15 protein-coding genes are annotated in these 16460 nt (G+C 64.1%); 1 reads left to right on the plus strand and 14 read right to left on the minus strand.

Features of this window, described 5'->3' with window-relative positions; all coding sequences use genetic code 11:
* Positions 1-26: 26 nt before the first annotated feature.
* Positions 27-1508 (minus strand): biotin/lipoyl-binding protein, encoded by a 1482-nt coding sequence (locus IPM84_06985; GenBank protein MBK9092511.1) that lies wholly within the window; start codon positions 1506-1508, stop codon positions 27-29.
* Entirely contained in the window at positions 1505-2266 is a 762-nt protein-coding gene (locus IPM84_06990) for an ABC transporter ATP-binding protein (GenBank protein MBK9092512.1), read from the minus strand. Before IPM84_06990 ends, IPM84_06985 begins: the two co-directional genes overlap by 4 nt.
* A gap of 411 nt (positions 2267-2677) precedes the next feature.
* On the opposite strand from IPM84_06990, the gene IPM84_06995 reads away from it, so the two are divergent.
* Positions 2678-2911: a DUF2892 domain-containing protein gene (locus IPM84_06995; protein ID MBK9092513.1), complete on the plus strand. Its 234-nt coding sequence runs from the start codon at positions 2678-2680 to the stop codon at positions 2909-2911.
* Positions 2912-4082: 1171 nt separating this feature from the next.
* Here IPM84_06995 and IPM84_07000 read toward each other — a convergent pair.
* From IPM84_07000 to IPM84_07055, 12 genes are all read right to left on the minus strand, one after another.
* Positions 4083-5381 (minus strand): 6-phospho-beta-glucosidase, encoded by a 1299-nt coding sequence (locus tag IPM84_07000; protein ID MBK9092514.1) that lies wholly within the window; start codon positions 5379-5381, stop codon positions 4083-4085.
* Between the two features lie 138 nt (positions 5382-5519).
* Positions 5520-6500 carry a hypothetical protein gene (locus IPM84_07005; GenBank protein ID MBK9092515.1) on the minus strand — a complete coding sequence of 327 codons (981 nt, stop codon included), beginning with the start codon at positions 6498-6500 and terminating at the stop codon, positions 5520-5522.
* Positions 6497-7336 (minus strand): ChbG/HpnK family deacetylase, encoded by an 840-nt coding sequence (locus tag IPM84_07010; GenBank protein ID MBK9092516.1) that lies wholly within the window; start codon positions 7334-7336, stop codon positions 6497-6499. Before IPM84_07010 ends, IPM84_07005 begins: the two co-directional genes overlap by 4 nt.
* 87 nt (positions 7337-7423) lie before the next feature.
* The gene (locus IPM84_07015) at positions 7424-8182 is read right to left on the minus strand and encodes a prolipoprotein diacylglyceryl transferase (protein ID MBK9092517.1); all 759 of its coding nucleotides are present in this window, start codon (positions 8180-8182) and stop codon (positions 7424-7426) included.
* A gap of 34 nt (positions 8183-8216) precedes the next feature.
* Positions 8217-8777 carry a TlpA family protein disulfide reductase gene (locus IPM84_07020; GenBank protein MBK9092518.1) on the minus strand — a complete coding sequence of 187 codons (561 nt, stop codon included), beginning with the start codon at positions 8775-8777 and terminating at the stop codon, positions 8217-8219.
* A gap of 2 nt (positions 8778-8779) precedes the next feature.
* A complete protein-coding gene (locus tag IPM84_07025) occupies positions 8780-10093 on the minus strand; it encodes a GAF domain-containing sensor histidine kinase (GenBank protein MBK9092519.1) in 1314 nt (437 codons plus the stop codon).
* 318 nt (positions 10094-10411) lie between these two features.
* A complete protein-coding gene (locus tag IPM84_07030) occupies positions 10412-10795 on the minus strand; it encodes a holo-ACP synthase (protein ID MBK9092520.1) in 384 nt (127 codons plus the stop codon).
* 73 nt (positions 10796-10868) lie between these two features.
* Complete coding sequence (locus IPM84_07035) at positions 10869-12143, minus strand: insulinase family protein (GenBank protein ID MBK9092521.1); 1275 nt, start codon at positions 12141-12143, stop codon at positions 10869-10871.
* Positions 12144-12162: 19 nt separating this feature from the next.
* Positions 12163-13449 carry an insulinase family protein gene (locus tag IPM84_07040; GenBank protein ID MBK9092522.1) on the minus strand — a complete coding sequence of 429 codons (1287 nt, stop codon included), beginning with the start codon at positions 13447-13449 and terminating at the stop codon, positions 12163-12165.
* Complete coding sequence (locus tag IPM84_07045; protein ID MBK9092523.1) at positions 13449-14738, minus strand: insulinase family protein; 1290 nt, start codon at positions 14736-14738, stop codon at positions 13449-13451. The genes IPM84_07040 and IPM84_07045 overlap by 1 nt, the downstream gene beginning before the upstream one ends.
* Before the next feature lie 18 nt (positions 14739-14756).
* Entirely contained in the window at positions 14757-15758 is a 1002-nt protein-coding gene (locus IPM84_07050) for a flippase-like domain-containing protein (protein MBK9092524.1), read from the minus strand.
* 232 nt (positions 15759-15990) lie between these two features.
* Positions 15991-16260 carry an SWIM zinc finger family protein gene (locus IPM84_07055; protein MBK9092525.1) on the minus strand — a complete coding sequence of 90 codons (270 nt, stop codon included), beginning with the start codon at positions 16258-16260 and terminating at the stop codon, positions 15991-15993.
* Between the last annotated feature and the right edge of the window lie 200 nt (positions 16261-16460).

Here is a 16460-nt window from a genome sequence, read left to right on the forward strand (position 1 = left end):
TTTTTACCTCTTTTACCTCGCTTCGGTTACGGGCGCGTGCCGCCCGCTGATGATGGCGGCGCCGGTGGCGCCCCGCCGTCCATCGCGCCCATGCCGCCTGGCCCGCCCATCATCTGCGGGCTACTGGTGGTGGAGGCAATCTGGACGACGACCTGGTCGCCGGGGTTGAGGCCCTTGACGATCTGAGTGTAGGCGCCATCGCTGAGACCGATTTCCACCGGCACAGCGACCGGATCGCCATTCGGATCGGCGCTGTTCGGCACGAGCACCTGGTAAAGGCCGTTGGCTTTGGTCAAGGCCAGGGTGGGCACCAGCAGGGCATCGGCAGCCTGACCGACCTGGATTTCGACGTTGGCGGTCATGCCGAGGGTCCCCAGATTGGCGAGGGTGAGGATGGTCGTGTTGGCGGTCACCTGGTCATCCACGTTGACGTTGGTTTGCAGGATGGCGCCGGCGAAGGGCGCCAGCAACCGGGCGCCGGCGAGGGCGGCTTCGGCTTCGCCCAGGGTCAGCCGTTTCTTATCCACGGCGGCCTGGGCAGCGGCGATCTTGGTAGCATCGGCGCCGGCGTCGAGGTCGGTGCGCGCTTCCTGGGCGGCCTGCAGCGCGACTTCGGCCTGGTGCAGGGCGAGTTCGGCCTGCGCCAGCGCCAGCTTGTCACCGCCCGCCTGCGCCTCGGCCAATGCCTCCTGCGCATCCGCCAGCGCCTGTTGACTGCGGCGCAGCGTCATCTGCGCCTGCAAGGCGCTCACCTGGCGGCTGATCTGATACGTCACGCGCGTGTCCTGCGCGTCCATCATCTTGTTGTAGGCCACCTGCAGCCGGTCCCGGTAGTAGTCGTCGGTGTACTCTTCCACGGCCAGCCGTTGATAATCAGCCGTTGGGGTTGCCTCGGCCGTTTGCAGCCTTGCCAGTTGTTTCCTGGCTGCGCTGTCCTCTTGCTGTGCCAGCACATCGGCCTGCGCCGTGGCCAGCGCGCTCTGCGCACTCGCCACGGCCGCCTTCAGGCTGGGCAAATCAGGGTTTACCAACGCATCGAGTGCGTCTTGCGCTTGCTGCAACTGAACCTGGGCTGCCGCCACGGCCACGTCGGCCTGGGCAATTGCCAGGGCCGTGGCCGGCGTCTGCAGATCGCTCAAGGTCTCCTCGGCTGCCTGCAGATCGCTCCGGGCCTGATCGCGCGCCTGTTCATAGGTCGCCTGGTCAATCGTCGCCAGGACCTGCCCGGCGGTTACCACGTTGCCGGCCTGCACCGCCAGGGTGAGCAGGTTGGTTGTCCCGCTCATCCGCTCGAAGGCCAGGTCGGCGCTCTGCTCGGCCTCCAACTGACCGACAACGCTGAGGGTGGCGTTCAACCTTCCCTGCGTCACCGCCACCACCTGCGTGTAGGTCCGCGCACTCACGCTGCTGGCGGTCGCTGCGCGACCGAAAAAGGTCCAATATCCGCCGCCGGCGACGGCCAGCGTGACGATGACAATCCCAATCATCAAACGCCCATTGTGTTTCATACATAGCTCCCTTCGGCTGTTTGGGCGGTTCCCGCACCCTTCACTTCGATGTTGGCATGCCCGTTTGTGCCCGCGCGTCGCGGCGCGCTGACGGGTGTATCGCTCACGATCAGGCCGTCCTGCAGGCGCACGATGCGCCGCGTGTGGCTGGCGATGTCTGGCTCGTGGGTGATAAACATGATCGTGATGCCCTTCTGTTCGTTCAACTCCTGGAAAATGCGCATCACCTCTTCGCCGGCCTTCGAATCGAGGTTGCCGGTCGGCTCATCGGCCAGGATCAGGCTGGGGTGATTGACCAGGGCACGGGCAATCGCCACGCGCTGCTGCTGGCCGCCGGAGAGTTCGTTGGGCTTGTGATGCAGGCGATCGCCCAGCCCGACCATCTCCAGGGCCGCGACGCAGCGGTCGCGGCCCTGGCTGATACCGGCGTAGATCAAGGGCAATTCCACATTGGCCAGGGCCGAGGTGCGCGGCAGCAGATTGAAGCTCTGAAAGACAAAGCCGATCTTCTGGTTGCGAATTTCCGATAATGCGTTGGGGGCCATCCGACTGACATTCTGCCCGGCAAGCAGATAGGTGCCACCGGTCGGCACATCGAGCGCGCCCAGGATGTTCATCAGGGTGGTTTTGCCCGAACCGGATGGCCCCATGATCGCCATCATCTCACCGGGGCGAACTTCCAGCGAGACCCCGCGCAGCGCCTGCACGGTGACCTCGCCCATCTGATAGGTTTTCGTCACGTTTTCGATTGAAATCAGAGCCTGGTCTTGACTCATCGCGTGTTCTCCTCTCGTTTCATGTCGGTTACGGAAAGCGCACCTGGCCTTCCTTACACGACCATTGTCACGCCGGGGCCTGAGACACGGCTAAGCGAGAACTGAGGAGAGACTGAGAAGAGAATGAGAAGAGACTGAAAAATGGAGAATCCATGTCAGAGTAGGGGCGCACCCTTGCGGTCGCCCACGCGGGCAGGTCGCCCACGCGGGCAGGTCGCCCACACGGGCAGGCGCAAGGCCATGCCCCTGCCCCGGATTATTGAGTCTGAGAGGGTCGTTGTTGCGATCCGACAAAAGTCGGAGAACCAGGGTGACTGACATGCTATCCTGAGAATCTGTCAACCGACAAACTCCCGTTCGTCTATTGTGTGTATCATGTGCAGGAGGTTCAAGATGCAGTTCGTCAAGTTTATGACCAGTGGCATGGGGCGCGCAGCACGAATCGTGCTGGGTCTCGTCATTATGAGCGTTGGGCTGTTCGTTGTGAAGGGTACGATGGGCACGGTCCTCGCCATCGTGGCGTTGGTGCCCATGTCCGGAGGCCTATTCGATTTTTGCCTGATCGGCCGCGCCTTGGGTTATCCGCTCAGCGGCGCGTCCGCGCGCAAGCAGTTGGCCGGTAAGTAGTCGGCCTCCCCCTTGCGCAGGCTGGCTGCTCCACGCAGCGTCGGGCAAGCCCCGTGAATGAATTCACGGTCTGATACACCAAAACCTGCTAAAGCAGGTTGGTATTGGGTGCGACGACTCAATTCGTGGCAATTCGTGGCAGCGGCCCGGCGCGGATGCCGTGCGCCTCTGAGCCCCGTGAATGAATTCACGGTCTGATACGCCGAAACCTGCTAAAGCAGGTTGGTATTGGGTGCGACGACTCAATTCGTGGCAATTCGTGGCAGCGGCCCGGCGCGGATGCCGCGCGCCTCTGAGCCCCGTGAATGAATTCACGGTCTGATACACCAAAACCTGCTAAAGCAGGTTGGTATTGGGTGCGACGACTCAATTCGTGGCAGCGGCCCGGCGCGGATGCCGTGCGCCTCTGAGCAAGCCGGGCAAGTGAATGAATTCACGGTCTGATACACCAAAACCTGCTAAAGCAGGTTGGTATTGGGTGCGACGACTCAATTCGTGGCAGCGGCTCGGCGCGGATGCCGTGCGCCTCTGAGCCCCGTGAATGAATTCACGGTCTGATACACCAAAACCTGCTAAAGCAGGTTGGTATTGGGTGCGACGACTCAATTCGTGGCAATTCGTGGCAGCGGCCCGGCGCGGATGCCGCGCGCCTCTGAGCCCCGTGAATGAATTCACGGTCTGATACACCAAAACCTGCTAAAGCAGGTTGGTATTGGGTGCGACGACTCAATTCGTGGCAATTCGTGGCAGCGGCCCGGCGCGGATGCCGTGCGCCTCTGAGCCCCGTGAATGAATTCACGGTCTGATACACCAAAACCTGCTAAAGCAGGTTGGTATTGGGTGCGACGACTCAATTCGTGGCAGCGGCCCGGCGCGGATGCCGTGCGCCTCTGAGCCCCGTGAATGAATTCACGGTCTGATACACAAAACCTGCTAAAGCAGGTTGGTATTGGGTGCGACGACTCAATTCGTGGCAGCGGCCCGGCGCGGATGCCGCGCGCCTCTAAGCCCCGTGAATGAATTCACGGTCTGATACACCAAAACCTGCTAAAGCAGGTTGGTATTGGGTGCGACGACTCAATTCGTGGCAATTCGTGGCAGCGGCCCGGCGCGGATGCCGTGCGCCTCTGAGCCTGTCCTCTTGCTGCAGCCCTGCGAGGGGGACGTGCGGTTACGCCTGGAAAAACTGCGGCAGATAGGCCCGGTTCGTCTCCAGCAGATCATCCAACAGCGCCTGCACCTGGTCGGCCTGCGGTCCGAGCGGATGAACGAGCAGGGCTTCGTAGAGGGCGTTGCGGTCGCCATGCACTGCGGCTGCGACGGTGAGTAGTTCGACCATTTTGATGGCGGCCAGCAGGCCAAAGCAGACCGGCGGCAGGGGGGCTGCGGGCAGCGGATGAATCCCCTGTGCATCCACCCTGGCGGGGAGCTCCAGCACCCAATCGGCCGGCCAGCCACTCACCGCGCCGTTGTGACGGGTGTTGAGCACATGGATCTGGCCGAGATCGTTGTAATGGCTGACAATGACCTGCGTGGCGAGGGTGGAATACCAGGCGCCGCCGCGCTGCATCAAACCGGCTGGCGGCGCCGTGAGCGTTGGATCGGCGTACTGGCGCAGCAGGTCGCCTTCGATGCGCATGACCTCTTCGGCGCGCGAGGGCGGCCATTGATCTTGCGCGGCGAGCTTGCGTTGGCGGTAATAGAAGTATTGCAGGTAATAGTTCGGAATCATGCCCAGCGTCTGCAAGGTTTGGATATCCCACTCGGGATGCGCCTGCGCCTTGAGTTCGTCCAGGTAGGCGGCAAAAAACTGCGGCCAGACCTGTTCGCCTGCAACGAACAGGCCGCGATGCCAGGTGAGGTGATTCAGCCCCAGCGTGTCGAGCTGCACGTTGTCAGGGTCAACGGTGCGGCCCGCGATTCTTTGATACAGACCCAGAAATTGCATCTTGGCCGTGATGCCTGAGTTGCACACGCCCACGGCCGTCACGTCGGGGGCGTAGCGCGTCAACGCCTCGGTCACCAGGCCCGATGGGTTGGTGAAGTTGAGCAGGAGGGCATTGGGCGCGACCTCCGCCAGGGTCGCGGCGATGTGCAGCACGACCGGAATGGTGCGCAGAGCCTTGGCGATGCCGCCTACGCCGGTCGTTTCTTGTCCGATCAGGCCGTGGCGCTGACCCAGGTATTCGTCGGCGCGGCGGGCGGCCATCATGCCTACACGAAATTGGGTGATGACGTAGGAGGCGCCGGCGATGGCCTGGCGCAAGTCCTGGCTGAGCACGACCCGAAAGGGCGAGCCGTGGGCCTGCGCGATGCGCTGGGCAAAGCCGCCGACGATTTCCAGCCGCTGCGGGTCAATGTCCATCAGGCAGAGTTCGGTCAGGGGCAGGCTGGTGAGCCGGGTCAGGAAACCTACGACAAGCTCAGGAGTGTAGGTGGAACCGGCGCCGATCACGGTAATCTTGAGCATTCTGTCAACTCCTGGCAGCCGCCGAATGAATTCGGGGCGAAGGGGCGTTCCGCCGCAAGGTCGGCCTGCGCCGACCGACATCGCGTCCACGCAGGTGGACGCCCGGCGGAACGCCCATCAGGCGCGATTTCAATCGCTCTAAAAGGTCACAGGGGCCTGCGTCTGCAGGGCGAGCAGGGCCTGGCGAATGGCGTGCGCGGGGCGTCGGGCGCGCTCCATCGCCAGGATGACCGCGCCGATCACCGGCGGGGCCTGCATGGACACAAAGGTGACGCCGGGCATCTGCGGCCGCACGCTGGCTTCCACCAGGTCTTGCAGCGACGGTGTACCCTTGAACAGACCACCGATCAACACCACGTCGGGCGCGGCCTGCTGCACGCCGATTTGCCGGGCGACGGTGATGACCATGACGCCCAGTTCGTCGCCTGCCCAGTGCAGCAGCTCCAGCGCGGCCGCGTCGCCCTGCGCCGCGCAGTCGAAGATCAACGGCGCGTGGCTGGCGTCGAGCACGTAACGATTGATGGTCAGCCCTGCGACGAGGTCCTCCAGGTCTTGCGCGCCGGCGGCCGCGATGAAGGCGTCGCTCAACGCGGTCGGCCCCTCGCGTCCGGTCCAGGCATAGGCCACCCGGTGCAGCGCACGGGCGATCAACTCGCTGCCGCCCGCGTACTCGCCCAGGATGTTGCCGGCGCCCGTCATGTGCCCCATCTGCCCGGCCTGGTTGCGCCCCCAACAGTTGCAGCCGGTGCCGGCGACAAGCGAGATGCCCCAGCCGCGCCGCGCATTCGCCAGCAAGCCCAACACCGCGTCGTTGACCAGATCACAGGGCGCGGTCAATTCCAGTAGATCCAGCGCGGCCAGGGTGAGGCCGCGCTGCGAGGGCCAGTCGTAGCCGGCCACGCCGAAGCCGGCCGCGCTGATCTGCGGCATGGTGATGCGTGCCTGCGCCAGCGCCTGCCAGGTTGCGGCAGCGACGACCCTGCCGAACAGCTCGTAACTGGTCATCGTGGGGTTGCCGCCGCCGGCCGTGCCTTTGCCGAGGAGATTTCCCTCTGCGTCTGTGATCAGCGCGTGGGTCTTGGTGGCGCCCACGTCCACGCCCAGGAAGTAATCGGTCATCGCGCCAACGCCTGCATCTGGGCAAAGGTCAGGCGCACGATGCCGTTGGCCTGGATTTTTTCGACCATCAGCGGGTGTGTGAGCAGCGCCAACTCTGCGACGCGGCCGCTGTGGTAGCTGGAAATCTGCGGCAGCGCGTCGTCGGCCACGGCTGGATGGCACATCACCTCGGTCACGCCGTCGGGGAGGGTGTCCAGCACGTCGGTGAGCACGGCCAGCGTGGCCCGGTCGCCGTAGAAATCATCCACGAAGCGGTCAGGCGCGGCCACGCCCATCTGCCGGGCGCGTGCCTGTGGCGAAAAGCCGGCCGGAAAATCGGCCGGCAGCACGCTCGCAGCGCCGGGGCGGGGCGCCCCGAACGGCAGTCGGATCGCGCAGCCGTAGTCGGTGGCCAGGGCCAGCATGGCCTGGAAGAGCGGATAGGTGACGTAGGATGAATTGTGGTGGCTGTCCAGGTGATCGGGCGCTTTGCCCGTCAGGTGGATGAAGCGCTCGATCTGGCCGCGCCATTCGGCTGCCACCTCGTTGATGGGCAGGTGCGCCGCGGCGGCCCGCAGCGCAGGTTCACGCGGGAAGCGGCCGCCGTCTCCCAGGCGCAGCAGCCCAGGCAGTTGCGACGGCGGCAAGAGCGGCGTCCCGGCCGTCAGGTTGAGATGGACGCCCAGGCCCAGGTTGGGGCACAGCTCCGCCGCCAGGCGCAAGGCCGGCTCCGTATCGGGCATGTTCATCATGACCGTGGTGGAGGTCACGATGCCTTGCAGGTGGGCCTGGCGAATGCCGGCCGAGACCGACGCAGCCAGGCCATAGTCATCGGCATTGACGATCAGGTATTTCATGCGAATCTCCCGGCGAGCGCTCTCATTGCGCTTGCGTTCAGCGCCCGCCCAAAAACTGCCGGGCCGCCCAGCAGGCCACGATCCATGTCACACGGACGGCGTGCTGACCTCGGCCTGCGGCGGCGCGGCCAGCGCGGCTGGCAGGGCCAACAGGGCCACCGCCAGGGCGCCGATCTGCTCGGCGCGGAAGCCGCCGGCCAGGATCAGGCTATCGCCGCGGAAGGCGTCGAATAGCAAACGGCTGAGCGCATAGAGGAAGAGGGTCAGCCCTGCGTTTTCTCCGAAAACGCACGGTTGACCCGGCCAGGTTGCCGGTCGGCGCAGCACCAGGAAAAGCGCCGCGAGTTGGGCGCCCAGTTGATAGAGCTGCACCGGATGGCGGCGGGCGCCCCATAACTCCACGGCCCACGGCAGCGTGGTGGGCGTGCCATAGGCGTCACCGGCCAGGAAATCAGCCAGACTCAGGATCGCCAGCCCAAGCAGGGCGCCCGGCGCGAGCGCGTCCAGCACCGTCGTCAGCGGCAAATGCAGGCGTCGGACGTAGAGCAACCCTGCCAACAGGCCGATGAGCAGGCCAGGCGTCCAGGCCAGGGTGCCCGGCCGCACGGAAAAAATGGCGAGCGGGTCTTGCTGATAGGCCGGCCAGAATTGCAGCACATAGGCCACGCGGCCGCCGACCAGCGCCGCAATGGCGCTGACGAAGCCCAGGTTCCAGAGGTGATCGCCGTCCAGGCCGCGGCGGCGCGCCAGGCGTGCGGCCAGCCATAGCGCCGCGTAGAGGGCGGCCAGCGCCAGCAGAGGCTTGAGCGGCAGGCTGACACCGGCAATCAGAATGGTTCTCAGCATGGTCTACGTTTTCTCCGAAAACGCACAGTTGTCCCTACTTCAGCAGGCTTTCTATCTTACTTGCCAACAGGGCCTGGCTCATGGGGCCGCCGATGACGATCTCGCGGATCACGCCATCGCGATCCACGAAGAAGGTGGTGGGCAGCGAGCGCACGCGGTAGAGCTGACTGACCGCCGCGTCGCGGTCGAGCAGCACGGGGAAATCCAAACCGAGGGTCTGCATGAACCCGGTGACCTGGGCGGCATCTTCGGCCTGGTTGATGCCTACCACGCGCACACCGCGCGACGCCGTGCTGAGCGCTATGCTCTGCAAGGCGGGCATTTCGGCGCGGCAGGGCGGACACCAGGTGGCCCAGAAGTTGAGCACCAGCGGCTGCCCGCGCAGGTCCGCCAGGCGCACGGTCTGGCCTGCCAAATCGCTGAGGGCAAAGTCAGGGGCAGGGAAACCGATCTGCGGGCTGGGTGGGCGCTGCCCTGGCAGGCCGAACTGGGCGGAGTCGCGGACCCGCGCCGCATTGATCCAGATCAGGCCGCCAATCAGCAGGAGCATCCAGGCCAGGCGGGGCAGGCGGGGCAGCAGCAGTGGAGATTTCATCTTCACTCACCGACGGGTTTTTGAGGCGCCAGCGGCAGGGCCAGGCAGAAGGATGCGCCGGGGCCAGGCCGCGCCTCGAGCCACAGGCGGCCGCCTTGCGTTTGCACCATGCGCCGCGCCAGGCTCAGCCCCAACCCCATACCGCCGTGACTGCGCCGCAGGGATGATCCAACCTGGTAGAATGGCGCAAAGATGCGCTCGCGTTCTTCGGAAGGCACGCCTGGGCCGGTATCCTGCACGCGCAGGAAGGCTTCGCCTCCTTCGGCGATCACGTTGATCTGCACCTGGCCCCCGGCCGGGGTGAACTTCAGCGCGTTGTCGAGCAGATGGCGCAAGATGCGGCGCAGGCTTGGCAGATCACCCAGAACCCAAACCGGCTCAGGCGTGGTCAGTGCCAGTTTCAGGTTGCGCACCTCCGCGACCGCCTGCGCTTCACGGACGGCAAAGCGGGCGCAGTCAGCCAGATCGAGGGTTTTGATATCAACGCCGGGGTCGAATTCTTTGAGCGATTTCAGGTAGTCGAGGTGGAAGAGATCATCTACGATGCGCTCCAACTGCCGCGCCTGGCTGTGCAGGGGATCAATCAGGTCTTGCATCTCCGGGGGCGCCATCTCGGCGAGCAGGCTGGCATAGCCAAGCACAATGCTCACCGGGGAGCGCAGTTCATGCGCGGCGATGTTGATGAATTCGGTCTTCAGGTGTTCCAGGCGCGACAGCTCTTCGTAGGCGGCTTCCATCTGCTTGATGAGGCGCGCGTTGACGATGGCAACCGCAGCCTGCCCCACCAGTACCGAGAGCAGCTCGGCATCGCCCAGGACAAACGGCGCTTCCAGGGTGGTCTTGGTCAGGTTGATGACGCCGATGACCTGGCCTTTGGCCGTGAGAGGCAAGGACAACGCGGAGCGTAGAACGCCACCGAGCATACTCTGGCGCAGGAATTCGGGCAGGTCATCGGGGCCGTTGACCACCAGCGGCTGGCCGGTCTTGGCGACCCAGCCGGCGATGCCTTCGCCGAGGCGCACCTGGGTCTGTGAGATGACATCGGTTGAAATCCCGACCGCAGCCTGAATGGTGAGATACAGGCGATTCTCGTCAATCAGCATGAGGGAGGCACGTTGCGCGCCGGTCTCGTTGACGGCGGTCTCCAGCACGCGGTGCAGCAGTTCGTCCAGGTCGGTCTGCAGCATGAACATGCGGCTCATCTCGTACAGTGGCACCAGGGCACGCAAGCGCGCCAGCTCGCGGCTGGAACGTCGCCGTTGCATGGCGCGCGCCACGGCGTCGCGCAGGGCTGCAGCGCTGACCGGCAGCAGCACGATCTCCGATAGTTCGTACTGGGTCAGTGGTACGACGGCCGGCAGTTGTTCGGGCGTTGCCAGCAGAAGTAAGACGGCCTCGGCCTGTGCTGCGCGCAGGCCCTTGAACCAGTCTGGCTCGCGCGGGGATTGTCACCTCAACCAGGAGAACGGCCACCGAACGGTTGCGCGCCAGGCTGAGTGTCACCTCATCAGGATCGCTACGCACGACCAGGCGACCGAAGTCCTGCAAGGCTTCTTCGGTTGTCTGGATCAGGCGGGCATCGTCGGCAATGAGCAGAATATCCGGGCCAGTCATCCCTACCCCTCCGCATTGCTTTATGCGTTTTCTCCGAAAACGCACTGGGCCACGACAAACGCCACCGCGTAGGCGGCCGTGTGTGACAAACTAATGGCCCACTGTCGTAATCCCATCTGTTCGGCCAGGGTGCGGGCGGCGCCATGCAAGGAGACGAGCGGTTGGCCGTGAGGGGTGCGCACGATCTCGATCTCCGTCCACTGGATGCCATCCCAACCACAGCCGAGCGCCTTGCTCACAGCTTCTTTGGCGGCCCAGCGTGCGGCCAGGGAGGTTGCCTGTCCCTGGCAGTCGGCCACTTCCTGGGGCGTGTAAACACGCGTCAGGAAGCGCGCCTGATGCCGATCGAGGATGGCCTGCACGCGAGACACGTCAATAATATCCACACCAACCGTCAGCGTCATCGAGCCTGTAGTCCTGTTTGGGGGCAGTGCGATCCCGGAGCGCCGAATAAGTGCGGCGCATTTCCAATTCAGATCAATCGGCCGTTGGTGGGCCGGCAATCGCGAGGGCGTGCTGGGCGGGGTCAAGGAAACGCCGCACGGCCGCCTGCAACTGCGCGGCGGTTAGTTGATTGATGAACGTGGGGTAGTGCTTGAGAAAGTCCAACCCCAGGTTGAAGTGCTCCATGTCAGAAATGGTATCGGCCACGCCCTGGTTTGTTTCCAAGCGTAGGGGCACGATGCCGGTCATGAAGGCTTGGGAATCGGCCAGCTCTTCCTGCGGGATCGGCTCGTCGCGCAGGCGCACGATTTCTTCCAGCACGCTGCTGATGGTGCGCTCCACATTGGCCGGGTTGACGCCGGCCGCCGCCATCCACGCGCCGGGGCCTTCGCCGCTTTCCACCGCGCTGTACGCGTAGTAAGCCAGCCCTTGTTTCTCGCGCACATTCTCACCCAGGCGCCCCATCATGCCAAAGCGCCCCAGGATGGTGTTGGCCAGGGACACGGCGTAGTAATCGGGGTCGTCGCGTTGTGGTCCCAGCCAGCCCAGCACAATGTCGGTCTGTGTTTTGCCGGCAATGGGCACGCTGCGCCGGACGATGTCATTGGGCGCGGTGACCGGCGGCAAGCTGGCCGTGACCGGCGGGTGATGCCAGCCGCCCAGCAACTGCTCCAGTTGCGCCAGCAACTGGTCCGTTTGCACATCACCTACGACGACCAGCACGCCTCCGACCGGACCGTAGGTGCGGCGGTAGAAATCCACCATGTCCAGTCGCGTGATGCCGGTCACCGTCTCACGTTCGCCGGCCAGGCTGCGGCCATAGGGGTGATCGGCGCCGTACAGCAGTTGGTGGAAGGTCAGCGAGGCCATGCTGCGCGTGTCATTGTCACGTTCCTGCAGGCCCGTCAGCACCTGCCCGCGCACCTTGTCCACGTGCTCCTCCGGGAAGATGGGGTTGGTCAGCACATCGGTCATGATGTCGAGCAGCAGCGGCAGGTCTTCGCTCAGGCACTTGCCGCCGAAGTCGGTAATGTGACGACCGCTGCCCACGCCAAAGGATGCGCCCACGGCTTCCAGGCTCTCGTTGATGTCCGCAAAAGAGCGGTTGATGGTGCCCCGGCGCAGCATCGAGGCGGTGAAGCTGGCCAGGCCGCTCTGGGCCGGCGTTTCCAGCAGCGAGCCGCCGCGCAGATAGCCGCTGAGGACCAGCGATGGGTTGGTATGATTCTCATGCACCAGCACTACCAGTCCATTGCTGATCTGCTGCCGGACGATGGATGTTGAGTCAGGGACGGCTAGTTTGTTCATAAGCGTTGTTTTGGTTTCCTCATGTCGGCAGCGCATCTGGAATGAAAATGCCGATCGTGCGCTGGTCCGCCTGCAAATAGGTGGCCGCGACCCGCTGCACAGCGGCCGGGGTGACAGCCGCCAGGCGCGCCAGGTAGCCTTCGAGCCAGTCCTGGGAAGCGACCACTTCGCTGAAGCCGAGCCAGTAAGCCTGGTCGGTGACGCTTTCGACGCCATAGACGAACTCGGCCTGCGTCTGCTTAATCGCTTTGGCCACCTCGGCCTGGCTGACCGGTCCGTCCACCATGCGTTGCACCTCGGCCAGCAGCGCCGCTTCGACCTCCGCGGGGGCGGTTGGGGCCTGCACCGTGGCGCTCACACTGTAAAGGAACGGCGCGACGGTGGGAATCAACTGCGAGCCGGCAGCAGCCGCCAGGCCCGTTTCCACCAGGGCGCGGTAGAGGCGCGAACTGCGACTCGGTTCGTCTTCGGCAAACATGCTCATGGCATGGGCGCCCCCCAGAATGGTGTCCATGACCACCAGCGGGAAATGGTCAGGATGCATGGCGCCCGGCACATGGTAAGCAATCTCGATGTAGACGGTGTCGCCCGGCCCGCGGCGGATCACGCGGCGCTCACCGGCCTGGGGTGGCTCCTGACTGCGCTCCGGTGGCAGCGCCGGCCCGGCTTCGATCTGACCGAAACAGGCGGCGATCCGTTCCGCAACCTCTGGGGCGTCGAAGGGGCCGACCACGACGACCACGGCATTGCGCGGCGTGTAGTGGCGCCGGTAGTGGTCGTAGAGGTCAGCGCGTGTCATCTGCTCCAGATCACATTGCCAGCCAATGGTGCCATGATGATAGCCATGCACCTTGAACGCGGCCGCCCTGATCTCCTCATCCAGCAGGAACTGCGGCTCGTTCTCCGCGCCCTGCCGTTCAGAGATGATGACGGTGCGTTCGCTGTCAACCTCTGCCGGCTCGAAACGGCTGTTGCACAGGCGGTCGGCTTCGATCTGCAGGGCCAGCTCGAAATGTTCCGCCGGCACGGTCTGGTAGTAGGTGGTGAAGTCAATCCAGGTCATTGCGTTGCGCACACCGCCGACGCGCGCGACCTGGCGATCGGCTTCAGCGGGCGGGAAGGCCTCGGTGCCCTTGAAGAGCATGTGCTCCACCCAATGTGAGGCGCCGGTGATGCCAGGCACTTCCAGCCGGCTGCCCACGCGATACCACAACCAGACACTGGCCACCGGTGCGGTATGCACCGGCTTGACCAGGATCGTCAGCCCGTTACTCAGCGTAGTTCTGAACAGGTCTTGGGTAAACATCAGTGGGCCGCCTGACGTGGCAGGTAGTGTCCTGCCGTACACTGGTCACGCCGCAAATAGTGCGCCGCCACACGGCGCACCTCCTCCACCGTCACCCGGCTGACCTGGTCAAGGTAGGTGCTGAGCCAGGCGGACGAAGCGACCACCGCGCTGAAGCCCAGCCAGTAGGCCTGCTGGGTGATGCTCTCGCTGCCATAAGCGAACTGCGCCCGCGCCTGCTTGATCGCCTTCTCCACTTCACTGGTGGTGAAATGACCCGCGGCCGCCTCGTCTACCAGCGCCCACAGCGCATCTTCCACCGCGGCAACGGCTTGCCCGGCGCGCACCGTGGCATAGAAACTGAACAGATGCGGGTCGAGGCTGGGCCGTATGTAGGAACCGGCGCCAGCGGCCAGCCCGGAATCTACCAGGCGGCGATAGATGCGGGCGCTGCGCCCCAGCGGCTCACCGCCGAAGGCCGAGGGCGACTTGGCGCCGCTGAGAATGGCATCGAGCACGGTCAGCGCGAAGAAATCGGGGTGCAGGGCCGTGGGCGCGCGGAAGGCGAGTTCGACATAGGCGACCGGGCTATCGCCCTCCACCGTGACGCGACGCATCCCGGTCTGCGCTGGCTCCTGGATGTCCATCAGCGGCACGGGCGCGGGCGCGGCCGGCGCAGGGCTGAACAATTCCGTGATGCGCGCCAGTTGTGCATCGCTGTCTACATCACCGACGACGACGGCGATGGCGTTGTTGGGCGCGTAGAAGGTGCGGTAGTGCTGCCAGAGATCGTCGCGGGTCATGCTGGTCAGGTCGGCACGCGAGCCGAGGACGGTGTGGCCGTAGGGGTGGGCGGAAAAGGCGGCCGCGTTCATGGCTTCATCGAGCAGAAAGCCCGGGCTGTTTTCGTGGCCGGCCCGTTCGGAGATGATGATCGTGCGCTCGGCTTCGACATCCTCAGGCGCAAAGCGCGCGTTGAGCATGCGATCGGACTCCAGTTGCAGCGCCAGTTCGATGCGATCCGCAGGCAGGGTTTCAAAATAGGCGGTGAAATCGAGAGAGGTGAAGCCGTTACGCGTGCCGCCCTCGCGGGCCACCAACTTGTGGACCGCGCCGCTGGGGAAGCGTTCGGTGCCGCGAAAGAGCATGTGCTCCACCCAATGTGAGGCGCCGGTCAGGCCGGGGCGCTCGTTACGGCTGCCCACGCGGTACCAGACCCAAAGCGACGCCACGGGGGCGTGGTGCATTTCCTGGATCAGAATCTGTAACCCGTTGGCGAGGGTGTGACTGCTAAAATGATTTGTGGTCATGCCATATTTCCGGTTGTATCATGAAGCCGAACTTGTCTCCCGCAACTGGGCGGCCGCGCCAAAATCGCGCCACGTGATCTGTTCGCGCCACATGAAGAAGGCGCCCAGGGCTGTGATGGGGAACCACAGCGCCACGTGCAGCACCAGGGTGTACGCGGCGGCAATCTCGCTAGGTACGTTGAAGGCACGCAGAACCGCGATGCCGGATGCGTCGAAGGTACCAACATAGCCCGGTGCGGCCGGTAGTGTCGTAGCCAGGTTTACAATGCCGTTCATCAACATCAAAACGATGAAGGAAACCGAGAAGTTGAACGCGTGCATGACGAACCAGTATTTGACTGTTTCGGCCAGCCAGATGACGATGGAGGTGGCGAAGATCATGAACACGTCGCGGCCGCGGCGCAATGACGACAGACCGAGCATGAAGCGGTCGAATAACTCGCTGACGCGAGGGCGCAGGCGTTCGGGCAGGAACCGGTTGGCCACGAAATCATACAGCCGCCGCGTGCGTGTGGGCGACGCGGCCAGGACCATGAACACGGCCAGGGCCACGAAGAAGATGGCGCTGAAGAAGATGACGGGCTGCCGGAAGTCCTGCAGCATGGGCGCAAAGGGGAGTGAAATGAAGACAAAGAGCAGCATCACCAGGCCATCGAACACGCGCTCGACGATGACCGTGGCCAGCGAGGCGCTCATGCTGATGCCCTCTTTGCGCTTGAGCACATACGAACGGATGATCTCGCCGGCGCGTGCGGGGTAGATGTTGTTACCCATGTAGCCGATGCAGACGATTGGGAACAGGCGCCCAAGCGGCACCGGTTTGAGCGGGCCGAGCATGTAGTGCCAGCGCCAGGTGCGCGCCCACACAGCCAAGAAATAGACCAGCACACCCGGAATCAACCAAACGTAACGCGCGGCCCGAATGTCCTGCCAGGCTTCGGCCATGTCCAGCCCGCGCAGTGCCAGATAGAGAGAGACAACGCTTATCAAGACACCCAACCAGAACTGCCAGCGCTTCAAGGTTTTCTCCAGAATGTTGTTTCAAGCGATGTTTCGCGACAACGAAACGGGCGGGTCAAGACCACCTGTCCCAACCCGCCCGTCATGAGCGAAGGACACAAGAGAGACGATCGCTTGTGCTGTGCGGTCGCCGATTGCCAGAGTAGATGCAGCGCGGCGCCGCTTGATTACATGCCGGCGCTGACGGGCCGGCGATGGCGGAACATAAGCCGGGGGTGAGGAGAACCCGCGCTCAGGCGGTCACCGGCTCACCGGCCGGGGTCGGCAGCGGCGCCGGCATCAGGTACCCGGTGAAGATGGTTTCCAGCGCAATGACGTGACTACACAAACCCCAGTGCTGGAACGAACCGCAGTCACAGTTCCATGCCCCTTCGTTGTACCCCACCTGGTGTTCGCTGTGCTCACCGTGAAAATTCACGCGCAGTAAGGCCACGTGTACGCGATCAGCCTCCTGTGCATACCGTTTGCCTTTTTCGATCTTACCGATCAAGCCTGAATCCATCAAAGAGCCTCCTTGTCAAAGTGGTTTCGATAACTTCTGTATCTAAGCAAAAAAGGCGCCAGAGCGCAGACGCGCCCCAGTGCCTTCACAGGGTTTACGAGTACGGCTGATTGCCGCGGCCAGGAATTTCATAGCAGCGTCGTCCATCCTTCATCTGCACGGGGGGCCACGGTCTCTGCACGGGGGGCCTTATCGTCTCG

This window comes from Candidatus Amarolinea dominans, from assembly GCA_016719785.1.
Classification (GTDB): Bacteria; Chloroflexota; Anaerolineae; order SSC4; family Amarolineaceae; genus Amarolinea; species Amarolinea dominans.

Coding starts and splice junctions, on each gene's coding strand:
- IPM84_07045 (MBK9092523.1), bottom strand. CDS start 14,738: ATGACCACAAATCATTTTAGCAGTCACACCCTCGCCAACGGGTTACAG.
- IPM84_07000 (MBK9092514.1), bottom strand. CDS start 5,381: ATGCTCAAGATTACCGTGATCGGCGCCGGTTCCACCTACACTCCTGAG.
- IPM84_07020 (MBK9092518.1), bottom strand. CDS start 8,777: ATGAAATCTCCACTGCTGCTGCCCCGCCTGCCCCGCCTGGCCTGGATG.
- IPM84_07030 (MBK9092520.1), bottom strand. CDS start 10,795: ATGACGCTGACGGTTGGTGTGGATATTATTGACGTGTCTCGCGTGCAG.
- IPM84_06985 (MBK9092511.1), bottom strand. CDS start 1,508: ATGAAACACAATGGGCGTTTGATGATTGGGATTGTCATCGTCACGCTG.
- IPM84_07055 (MBK9092525.1), bottom strand. CDS start 16,260: ATGGATTCAGGCTTGATCGGTAAGATCGAAAAAGGCAAACGGTATGCA.
- IPM84_07040 (MBK9092522.1), bottom strand. CDS start 13,449: ATGTTTACCCAAGACCTGTTCAGAACTACGCTGAGTAACGGGCTGACG.
- IPM84_07035 (MBK9092521.1), bottom strand. CDS start 12,143: ATGAACAAACTAGCCGTCCCTGACTCAACATCCATCGTCCGGCAGCAG.
- IPM84_06995 (MBK9092513.1), top strand. CDS start 2,678: ATGCAGTTCGTCAAGTTTATGACCAGTGGCATGGGGCGCGCAGCACGA.
- IPM84_07010 (MBK9092516.1), bottom strand. CDS start 7,336: ATGAAATACCTGATCGTCAATGCCGATGACTATGGCCTGGCTGCGTCG.
- IPM84_07005 (MBK9092515.1), bottom strand. CDS start 6,500: ATGACCGATTACTTCCTGGGCGTGGACGTGGGCGCCACCAAGACCCAC.
- IPM84_07015 (MBK9092517.1), bottom strand. CDS start 8,182: ATGCTGAGAACCATTCTGATTGCCGGTGTCAGCCTGCCGCTCAAGCCT.